The organism is Mycobacterium sp. 852002-40037_SCH5390672, assembly GCF_001665875.1.
Lineage (GTDB): Bacteria > Actinomycetota > Actinomycetes > Mycobacteriales > Mycobacteriaceae > Mycobacterium.
The window spans coordinates 93,455-104,140 of record NZ_LZTA01000116.1; the positions used below are offsets into that span (position 1 = coordinate 93,455).

Consider the following 10,686-nt stretch of genomic DNA (forward strand, 5'->3'; position numbering starts at 1 on the left):
CCGAAACCGACTGCACAGATACCTCATTGTTTCGTGGCGTTAACGCCTTGAGGGATGGCCTTGGCGGCCCATCACCGCACTCAGGCGTCGATCACCACGCGACCGGTCTTTGCGCGGGAAACGCAGACCAGCATTTCGCCGTCACCTTCGGTGCTGCGCCCGCGGCGATCGACTTGCCCGCCAAGGACTTTCACCTTGCACGTGCCGCAAAACCCCTGCTGGCAGGAGTACGCGGTGGTCGAGTCGCGATCGAGCATGACGTCCAGCGCCGACCGGTTTGCCGGCACCCTGAGCACCCGCTGCGAGCGGGCCAGTTCCAGCTCGAAGGGGACCCCGTCGACCACCGGAGGAGGGCCGAAACGTTCGTAGTGCAGTGGCGCGTTCGCGTGTTCGTTACGTGCGGTGCGCACCGATTCCAGCATGGCGGTGGGGCCACACACATAGACCGCCGTGCTCGGCCCGGCGTCGGCAAGCAAGTCCGCTACGGTGGGGACTCCGCCGCGCTCGTCGTCGGACCACACCGTAACCCGTTCGGGGGCCACCGCCACCACTTCATCCAGCAGCGGCATGTAGTCGCGGCTGCGGCCGGCATACACGGCACGCCAAGTGATTCCGCGCTGCTGAGCCGTCTGGATCATGGGCAGAATCGGTGTCACCCCGATGCCGCCGATCACGAACAACACCTCGCGCTCGTCGGTGACGAGATAGAACGCGTTGCGGGGCCCCTCGAACTCGAACCTGTCCCCCACCTTGAAGGTGTCGTGCATCTCGATCGAGCCGCCGCCGCCTTCGGCGATGCGGCGCACCGCGATGCGATAGTCGGTGCGCCGGCCGGGCGAACCACACAGCGAGTACTGCCGTCGGCGGCCCGACGGCAGCCGAACGTCGATATGCGCGCCGGGCGTCCAGGACGGCAACAGCCCACCGGCCGGGTCGGCCAGCGTCAACGCGACCACATCGGGGGTGAGCAGCTCGCGTTTGATAACCACCGCGGTGGTGGTGCGCTGCACGGGCTCGACGCGAGAGGAGGTCCACCGCGACGCCGTCGCCATGCCGCCGAACAGCGTCCCGACCCCGTACAACGCCGTGTACATGCGGTCACGTTTGCGGCGGCCGTAGAGGTCGGCCGGAATGCCGTCCCAAATAGTCTGTGCCACAGTCATCCTCACATCTGACCGATGCCGCGACGGTCTGCGGAGCGGGCGATCAGGTCTACCCACTCACCGGTGAGCCGGGCGACCACGTCGGGGTGCGCGGTAACCACCCAATGGCCGCCCTCGATCGGGACGACGCTGCTGTTCTCCGGGATGGAGCCGGTAAACCGTTGCAGGGCAGGCGATACGAAGTAGTCCTGGCGCGCGACGAGGACCTGCACCGGAACGGTCGTCTGCGGCAATTGCGCCGGGGGGGACAGGATCGGCTTTGGCATGTTCGCGCGGTACAGGTTGAGCCCGTTGAGGTAGTCCTCGCTCGAGCGATATGCCGCACCGCGCTCGCTGCGGGTGGTCGATCCCCCGATACGCTCAACCGCCTCAAAGACTTTCACCGTCGCCCGGGACCGGATCGCCAACTCCGGAATGCCCGGGCACAGGAAAAACCAGATGTAGGACGAGGCCAGGATCTGCTTGACGACGTCGAGGAGCGCGCGCGGCGTGCACGCCGACCGCAGGAACCTGCCCGCGTAGTTCAGGTGGGGCCCGGAGACCGACGTGAATGAGGCGATCTTGCCCATCACCGCGTCGTCGGTGACCGCCGCCCAGGCCTGGATCGACCCCCAGTCGTGGGCCAGCAGGTGCACCGAGTCAACGCCGAGGCGCTCGATCACCGCGCCGATGTCGGCGACCAGCTGCGCAAGCCGATACCCGGAACGGCCTGCCGGCGCGGAGGATTGGCCGGCGCCACGCACGTCGTAGGCCACGACGTTGAATCGGTGACCCAATGTCCCCAATGTCGTTGCCACCGGATCCCACACGTGGTGGTTGTCCGGGTAGCCGTGGATGGCCAGGATGGTCGGCCGCCCCGGGTCGATGTCGGTGTAGGCGTGCACCGCCAGTCGCACGCCGTCGGAGGCCGCGACCGTGGTTGATGCGACTTCGGTCGTCATCAGTGCGACGCGCGGGCGGCGGGCGAACGGGCCAGGTAGTCCACGGCGCGACCCACCCCGCCCAGCTGGGACGGATGGAAACTGGGTGTGTAGTAGGCGCCGATGACCCGGAGGAACTGGAAGGGCCCGGGCACCAAACCCCGGCGCGCCGCGCGGAAGTAGTCCCGCCAGCGCGGCTTGGTGCCGGGCGGCAGGTATGGGTCGACCGAGTACATGAATCGCACGCCGCGGACGAACAACCACAGCAACGCCGGCGTGATCAGCAGCTGGGTGCGTACCTGCCGCCAATACCCGGCACGCAGATGCTTCATGGTGTCGAAGGCGACCGCCTTGTGCTCGACTTCCTCGGCGCCGTGCCAGCGCAACAGGTCCAGCATCACCGGATCGGTGCCCATGGCGTCGTGCTGCGGGGTGTCGAGAATCCATTCTCCCAGAATGGCGGTGTAGTGCTCGAGGGCGGCGACCATCGACACCCGCTCGAGCAGCCAGCTCTGTCGCCGGCGCGGGCTCCACCGCGGCCGGTCGCCGATGAGTTGGGTGAATAGCCAACGCATTTGGTCGGTGAACGGCGTCACGTCGATGCCTTTGGCCGCGAAGTGTCCCAGCACCCCCGCGTGCGCCTGGGAGTGCATGGCCTCCTGGCTGATGAAACCCTGCACATCGCGCCGCAATTGGTCGTCCTTGATCAACGGCAAGGTGTCCTTGAATGCGTTGACGATGAATTCCTCACCAGCCGGCAGCAACAGGTGCAGCACATTGCAGAAGTGGGTGGTGAAGGGTTCGTTGGGCACGTAGTAGAACGGCAGCGTCGACCAGTCGAAGTCGACGTCACGCGCCTGCAGGACGATCCGCTCGTGGTCGAGCGAGGCGTCATGCGGGCCCGTTGCCTTGTCATCGACGGTGAACATCGTGCCATCCCCTTTCCGTCGTCAGGTCGTCGTCAGGTCCTCTCGCGGCGACCCGCTGCGCCCGGCGTCGCCGCGCTTGCGATCGCCGCTAGGCGCTGCGCTGTTCCTCGTCCTCTACCTCAGTGATCAAACGCTCGCTGCGCAAGAACCGGACCAGATGATCGACCGTTTCGGTGAGGGCGGGCTCGCGCAGACGGACCTTGGTCAGCCCCCGCCGGTGGCGGTACTGGGTGTTGTCGTAGCGCTTGTCCCGCATCGCCGCGATCTTGTCCGCCGACCGGGTGAGGAAGTCGACCAGCGGATACATCTGATCATTCGGCGTGCAGCGGCGGTTCAGCTGCTCGGTGAAGGACGGGATGTCGTAGTAGTCGAACCGATATCCGTAGCGTTCGGACAGGATCCGGGTGACGTCGGTGAGGTTGTAGTAGTCGTCCGCGGTCATGTTGAAGACGCTGCCCGACTCATCCGGCAGGCCCATCAGCGTGACGATGTGATCCGCGATCAAGTCGGCCGGCAGCAGGCTGATCTGGTTGAGCGCGTTGACGGCGACCCCGTGCTCGATCATGAACGCGGTCAGGCGCACCAGGATGTCGTCCTGGCTGCCGAAGCCCGCGCGGGTGGGCGAGATCAGCGAGGGGCGGTAGATGCGGACGTCGAGCCCCTTGCGCTGCGCGGCCAGCGCCAACTGCTCGGCGACCCATTTGGTCTGCGAGTAACCGAAGTCCAGCCCGGCCATCTTTTCGTTCGCATCCCACTCCCCGACCACCGGCTCGGTGCTCCAGCCGTAGATGAACGTGCTGGAGACGAGGTGAAAAGCCTTGCGGTGGGCCGTCATCGCCAGCCGCAACAGCTCGCGGGTGCCCTCCACGTTGGCGGGACGCAGGGCGTCGTAGGTGCGTACGTAGTTGACCAGGGCACCGTTGTGCACGACGGCATCCACGTCCTGCGCCAGTTGCTGGAAGGCCGCCTCCCCAATGCCCAGCGCGGGCTGGGCGAGATCACCACAGATGATGCGTACCCGTGCGCGAACATCGGCTTCCAGCGCCGGCGTCCAGAGCTGGGCGCGGCGCAGCGACGCGACGATCCGGTCGAGACCGTGCGCGGCGTCCGTGGCACGCACCAGCGCGTGCACCGTGTAGGAGGTCCGCCCCAGCAGGCTGCTCACCAGGAACGGCCCGAGGAATCCGGTCGCGCCGGTGAGCAGCAGATCGGTGGGCTCACCCGGGCGCGCGGGCGCCAGCTCCGGCAACGGCAGTGCCGCGTCGGCCCGCATCTGGGCTGCCTCGTGGGCCTCGTATTCCGCGGAAATCTGATCCAGGGCCCGGCGCAGGGCGTCGAGCGGCTGCCCGGATCCCTCGCCGAATTGGCTTATCAGCCCGAAGAATTCGGACACCGTCAGCCGCTGCAGTAGGCGGGTGTTGACCTCTTCGGCCAGCTCCCCCGCGCCGTTCTCCTCCAGCAAGGCCTGCAGGTCCGTGCGGAGTTCGGCCAATGCCAGCGAGTCGATGCCGAGATCGGCGAACGAGCAGTCCTCGTCGCCGGTGAGGTCGTAGCTCTCGATGAGGTTGCGGAAGCGCTCCAGCGGACCGGCGCCGGCGCGCAGGACACCGTCAGTTCGGTTCGCCGACGGGTTGACCCAGCTGGTGAAGGCGGGCAGCGCGCCATCCAGCCACAACTGGCGCGTGGAAGCGCGCCGGATCTTCCCCGAGGTGGTCTTGGGAATGCTGCGCGGCGGAGCGAAGACGATCGCGTGCGGATCGATGTGGCAGTGCCGCCGGATCGCCCGGGCCAGCGCCTTGGCGTCCGGAAGGTTGTGCTCGTCTCGCACCTCGGCGACGACGATCAAGGCTTCCTGCTCGTCGTGCTCGACCGAGAAGGCGGCGACGCAGCCGCTGCGGACGTGCGCTGCCGTGCGCTCGACGACGGCTTCGATGTCGGAGGGGTAGCAGTTGACGCCGCGGACGATGATCAGGTCCTTGCTGCGCCCACAGACGAAAAGCTCACCCTCGTAAAGGAATCCGAGATCGCCGGTCCGCAGATAGGTGTGCTGGTCATCGCCGGCGATGCGGGCGCCGAACATCTCCGCGGTGAGCTCCGGACGGTTCCAGTAGCCGGCCCCCTTCGAGGGTCCGGTCAGCCAAACCTCGCCGACCCGCCCGTCAGGCATTGCTTGGCGCGATTCGGGATCGACGATACGAACCAGTGTCTCCTCGATGGGCTTGCCGCAGCTGACCAACGGGACCTGGTTGCTGTTTTCCGGCAGCGCCTTCTCGATACGCGCGACGTTGCGCTCCAGCCCGCGCTTGTTGACGGCGATGGTCTGGCGCCCGCGGATCGACACGATCAGGGTGGACTCGGCCATGCCGTAGGCGCCGGTGAGCGCCTCGGGCCGCAGACCGTACTCGGCGAACCGCTGCCGGAAGTGGGCGAAGGTGCTGGCGCGCAGTGGCTCTGCGCCCACCACGATGCATTCGAGGCTGCTCAAATCGACGCCGGCCAATTCGGCGGCGGGCAGCTTGTCCTCGCGCAGGCAGTATTCGAGGGCGAAGTTCGGTCCCGGCGTGTGAGTGGCGCGCACGTCGCTGATGAGTCGAAGCCAGGACGATGGCCGGGCGAGGAAGTCCAGGGGCGACATCGCATGGGTGGTCCCGCCCAGCAGCACGATGAACATGTAGGCCGAGATCAGGCCCATGTCGTGGTGCTGCGGCAGCCACGACGCCAGCACCACGTCGCCGGTGAAGGCGGAGCCGTTGGCGATGACGTTGGCGTGGGTGACGATCACACCCTTGGGATTGCTGGTCGACCCCGAGGTGTACTGCAGGAAGAAAACGTCGCCGGGCGTGTCCTCAACCGGGGCACCGCCGAACTCCTGGGCACCGTCGGTCGCATACCAGGGCAGGTCCGGCAGGCCGGCGCCGGACTCGTCTGTCCAGACCTGCTCGCCGTGGCGCTGAGCGAGCAGCAGGCGGAAGTCGTACTCGAACTGCTTCGTCGACAGCACGGCCGTGGCCCGGCAATCGCGGGCTATGAAGCTCAGCTTGGCCAGCCCGGAATCGAAGGACATCGGCAACGGAGGGCTGACCGGAACGGCGATCACTCCGATGCGCGCGCACGCGTACAGCGCCGCGATCATTTCCAAGCCTGGCGGGTAGACCAGCAGCGCACGATCGCCTGACTCGAGTCCGGCCTCGTTGGACAGATAGGCGGCCAGCTCGCGGGTGCGCTCGGCGAAGGCCTGGTAGGTGTAGTGCTCGAGTTCGCGGCCGTCGCCGTCGACGAATCGGAAGAGGGTCTGGTCCGGTTTCTGCGCTTCCCACATCTGCAGGTAATCGATCAGCGTCTCCATCGTAGGAGTGATCCCCCTTCCACGTTGGCTTAGCCCGAGAACGACTTCCGTCGTTAAATATAAACACCAATGTAGCGCCGCAAGCCCGTCCCGAGCAAAGCGTTGAGCAGCATTAGCGGCCTTCGTACACCACATTCACAGGCGAAACTTAACCGGGGGAATTAATTGCACGGATGCTGATCTACGTGCTTACGGACTTCAGTATCTCAGTGGGCACCCACCAGGCGTTATGCCTGCTCTGCGGCCTGAGATACTGAACTACGTATCTACGAATTCACGTATTCTGCATTCCCTGTCGAACGGACGTGGGCCCCGAAATTTATTCCGCACATCGCGCCGAATGGCGAAATTGCAAATCGGAAAACGCAATTTGATTCGCGCCCGGGAAGCCGTGGCCCGTCCGCGCCGCCGAGCCGCCTGCCTGCGCGACTACGCGGGCTGGGCGATGCGGATCCGCGGGCCCGCGCGAGCCACCAGTTTCACGATGCCGAGGAACCGCTCGCCGTCGATGATCGGCGACAGCGGCTCGTCCTCGGCTTCGATGATCATCTCGTGGCCGTTGACATCGCGTAGCCCGTCGCCGCGGAGCATGCCGTTGGTCAGGGCCGTTGGAAGCTGCGCCACGATCCTGGATGGCCGTAGGTGCCCCGCCTGAAAATGCAGCGCACCGGGCTCGGAAGCCTTGGGGAACAACCGAAACGGGCCCCCGATGCGCAGGTCGATCGCACCGGCGTGCAGCAGGCTGTGCGTGCGCGACGGAACCTCATCGCCGTCGATCACCACGCGCGCTCGCGTCGGAGTGAACAGGATGGAGGCGTAATTCGGCGTCTTGACGCGGCTTGGGGCGATCTTGGAGGTGAGGTAATCGCCGAAGCTGCGGGCGATCACTCGCGCGACGGCCAGCCGACCGTGATCGGGTGAGTCGTAATATCGGTCGTAGAAACGGTTCCCGACACCCCCTGCCGCCAGCCCGAAGCAGACCCGATGAAACGCCGCGCCGTCGGAGGTTTCGCCGTCGAGCACCAACGTGTCCAGACTCACCTCGGGCGGAGGCTGATCCGTTTCGGCTGCCGCCGTCAGCGCACGGATGATCGCTTCGGGCCGCCCGCGCACCCGGGCCTTGCGCGCGACGGCGTTGACGCTGCCGCCGTTGGTCGGCACGAACGTGGGCCAGCGCCGCGGATCGCTGATGCAGTGCTCGATCTCGTTGATCAACCAGTGCAGCGCGCCGTCGCCGCCGTCGCCCACCAGGTGGGTGACCCGTGGCGCGATCTGCTGGATGGTGTCGCGCAGCTCCTCGATCGAGTTGGTCTCGTGCACCTGGCCCCACGGACCGACGATGCGGCGCAGTTCGGCGATGCGATCGCGTGAAGCGGCGCGATTCTTCCGCGCTTTCGGATTGACGATGACGCCTAGATACATCCGGCGATCCCCGCTGCGTACCTGACACAATTCCGCCTTTGCCGGGTGTGTGGCAACCGCTCAGCCGGGATTTCGCTGGTCATCCCAGGCACGATACCCGGGCGTACCGGTGGACCAACAACGCTGCTGCACGGCGCCGCAAGGCCCCTCGGGCCAACAGCCGCCGTCGCAATTGCGAAGTTAGGGTGTCTGCCATGGCCGATTGGACCGCAGCACAGCTGCCCTCGTTCGCCGGACGAACCATCATCATCACCGGGGCCAACGCCGGCCTGGGCGAGGTCACCGCGCGCGAATTGATGCGGGTCGGTGGCCACGTCATCCTTGCGGTCCGCAACACCGACAAGGGTCACGCGGCCGCCGCGCGCATGACCGCTTCGGCAACCGGCCCCGCGACCGGGAACGCCGAGGTGCGGCGGCTCGATCTGCAAGACCTGTCCTCGGTGCGGCACTTTGCCGAGGGCATCGACAAGGTCGACGTTCTGATCAACAACGCCGGCATCATGGCCACCAAACACGCGGTGACCGTCGATGGTTTCGAGGGGCAGATCGGCACCAACCACCTCGGCCATTTCGCGTTGACCAACCTGCTGTTGCCCAAGCTGACCGACCGCGTGGTGACGGTGTCCTCACTGATGCACCACTTCGGCTACATCAGTCTCAAAGATTTGAATTTCGACTCCCGCCCGTATTCGGCCTGGCTGGCCTACAGCCAATCGAAGCTGGCCAACCTGTTGTTCACCAAGGAGCTGCAGCGGCGGCTGAACGGCGTCCCCACATCGCTGCGGGCCCTGGCCGCCCACCCCGGCTGGTCGCACACCAACCTGCAGGGCAACTCCGGTCGCAAACTGGGCGACGCGGCGGTCCTGGCGGTCGACCGCATCGTGTCCACCGACGCCGACTTCGGCGCCCGCCAGACGTTGTACGCGGCATCGCAGGATTTGCCGGGCGACACCTTCGTCGGCCCACGATTCGGACTGTACGGCCGCACCCAGCCGACCTGGCGGAACTGGCCGGCAAAGCGCGCGGGCACCGCCACCGCTCTCTGGGAACTGTCCGAGCGGCTGACCGGGACGAAATTTCCGCTCTGACCCGGGCCGCGCTGTGTCGCCGCTCGGCCGGGCAACCTTCTACGCGCCGGTCGCACAGGTCGCGGCTAGATTGGATGGGTAACGCAACGGCACCCAGCGAGGAGGTAATGCCATGTCGGATGGGAATCTGGCGGCCATTCTCGCGCTGTGCGCCGCGCTGGCGTCCGCAATCGGCAACGTCGTCCGGCAACGGTCCGCGCAGGAGGTCACCGAGGAACGGGTGGGCCACCTGACGTTGTTCGGCATGTTGCTGCGCGATAAGCGTTGGTGGCTGGGCGGTTTGGGAGACATCGGCAGTTACGTGCTGCTGGCCGCCGCGCTCGACAAGGGCTCGGTGTTGCTCGTCATGTCGTTGCAGGTGACGGCGCTGCTGTTCGCCCTGCCGATCTACTCCCGGATGACCGGTAACTCGATCACCCGGCGAGAGTGGACGTGGGCGCTGTTGTTGGCGGTCGCGCTTGCGGCAGTCATCGCGGTCGGAGATCCGACCGGCGGCCAGCAGCGGGCGCCGCTGCACATCTGGATCGTGGTGGCGGCGGTGATCGGCCCGGTGTTGGTGCTCGGTTTGCTGGGGGCTCGCATCTGGGCGGACCGCCCGGTCGCGGCGGTGCTGTTGGCGGCGGTGGCCGGTTCGTTCTTGGCGATGTTTGCGGTGCTGATGAAGGGCGTCGTAGACATCCTGGAACACAGCCCTGGGCAATGGTGGCACTCATTTGACGTGTATGCACTGGTGTTCTGCGGGGCGGCGGGGATGGTCTATCACCAATCGGCATATCGGGCCGGCGCGCTCACCGCCTCGCTGCCCACGATCATCGTGGCGAAGCCCGTGGTGGGTGGGGTGCTCGGGATCATCGTGCTCGGCGAGACTTTGGAGACCGCCGGCTGGGAGTGGTTTGTTCTCGCGGCGACGGCGGTGGTGGTGATCGTCGCGACGGTCGGTCTGGCTCGCGGTGAGGCCGCCTCCATGTCGGCCGGCGCGGGACGTGACGTGAAATCCAGCGCTCGGGCGGAGGCGGCCTCCCAGGCTTGAGGCAGGACGAAATGGCTTGCCCGGTAAGCGTTCTCACAGCGGTGTGCGCCGGCCGGCGCACACCGCTATGGGTTGATTGTGTTGTCGCCGACCTGGCGGCCCCAGACATACTCGATCGCATAGGGCGATCCGGTGTCCAGGTGGTTATAGGGGGCGATGCTGTTGCCGGTGTCCATGATCAGCTCGGGTGCCGGCCACAGATCGCGGGTGATTTTCTGCCAGCACCCCGGCGCCCCGCCGGGTCCGCCGCGCGCGTTCACCCGCGGCAGGTTCTCGGGGTAGATGTAGGGGTTCGGCGCGCCACCGACCACTCCGGCGACCCCACCAACCAGTGACGCGATGACGGGCACCGCGGACACCGGGTTCGCGATCAGTCCCAGCCCGGAGAGCACCTCGGTGTCCATGTTGAGCGAGTAGCCGTTGAATCCGCCCTCGGAGGCGCCGGTGGCGGCCAGCGCATCGTTTTCGCTGCGCATCAGGCAATAGATTTCCGGGCTGTAGGTGTCCAGCAGCTGGGCGGTGGGCACCAGGTCGGCAGAACCGCGCGCCAGATACGGCCCACCCTTGTTGAACAACTCGGCACCGGTATTGCCGAACCCGGCCGCCGACAACAACGCCTGATCCAAATCCTTCTGCTGAGCGTTGATCGTGCGCGAGGTGATCACCGCATTGTTCAAAAAATCGAACAAATCCGGCGACGCATTCGCATACGTATCCCCCAACGCCGCCAACCGCTGAATGTCCTTGCGCGCCTGCGGCATCTGCGGATTCACATCATCAAGCAAGAT

At 66.3% G+C, this 10,686-nt stretch carries 8 protein-coding genes; 2 read left to right on the top strand and 6 right to left on the bottom strand.

The annotated features are described in order from the left end of the window. Positions 1-80: 80 nt before the first annotated feature. From A5782_RS21725 to A5782_RS21745, 5 genes are all read right to left on the bottom strand, one after another. Positions 81-1,163 (bottom strand): PDR/VanB family oxidoreductase, encoded by a 1,083-nt coding sequence (locus A5782_RS21725; RefSeq protein WP_067104152.1) that lies wholly within the window; start codon positions 1,161-1,163, stop codon positions 81-83. Positions 1,164-1,165: 2 nt separating this feature from the next. Then, the gene (locus tag A5782_RS21730; protein WP_067104153.1) at positions 1,166-2,104 is read right to left on the bottom strand and encodes an alpha/beta fold hydrolase; all 939 of its coding nucleotides are present in this window, start codon (positions 2,102-2,104) and stop codon (positions 1,166-1,168) included. Then, positions 2,104-3,012: a metal-dependent hydrolase gene (locus A5782_RS21735; RefSeq protein ID WP_067104154.1), complete on the bottom strand. Its 909-nt coding sequence runs from the start codon at positions 3,010-3,012 to the stop codon at positions 2,104-2,106. The genes A5782_RS21730 and A5782_RS21735 overlap by 1 nt, the downstream gene beginning before the upstream one ends. An 88-nt stretch (positions 3,013-3,100) precedes the next feature. Then, the gene (locus A5782_RS21740) at positions 3,101-6,358 is read right to left on the bottom strand and encodes a thioester reductase domain-containing protein (RefSeq protein WP_067104155.1); all 3,258 of its coding nucleotides are present in this window, start codon (positions 6,356-6,358) and stop codon (positions 3,101-3,103) included. A 429-nt stretch (positions 6,359-6,787) separates the two neighbouring features. After that, positions 6,788-7,780 carry a diacylglycerol kinase family protein gene (locus tag A5782_RS21745; protein ID WP_067104156.1) on the bottom strand — a complete coding sequence of 331 codons (993 nt, stop codon included), beginning with the start codon at positions 7,778-7,780 and terminating at the stop codon, positions 6,788-6,790. A gap of 194 nt (positions 7,781-7,974) precedes the next feature. Between A5782_RS21745 and A5782_RS21750 the strand changes: the two genes are divergently transcribed. Next, a complete protein-coding gene (locus tag A5782_RS21750) occupies positions 7,975-8,868 on the top strand; it encodes an oxidoreductase (protein ID WP_067104157.1) in 894 nt (297 codons plus the stop codon). Between the two features lie 112 nt (positions 8,869-8,980). Beyond that, positions 8,981-9,898 (top strand): DMT family transporter, encoded by a 918-nt coding sequence (locus tag A5782_RS21755; RefSeq protein ID WP_067104158.1) that lies wholly within the window; start codon positions 8,981-8,983, stop codon positions 9,896-9,898. Between the two features lie 65 nt (positions 9,899-9,963). On the opposite strand, the gene A5782_RS21760 is transcribed toward A5782_RS21755, so the two are convergent. After that, a partial coding sequence (locus A5782_RS21760) for an MCE family protein (protein WP_197694303.1) occupies positions 9,964-10,686 on the bottom strand: 723 nt, incomplete at its 5' end.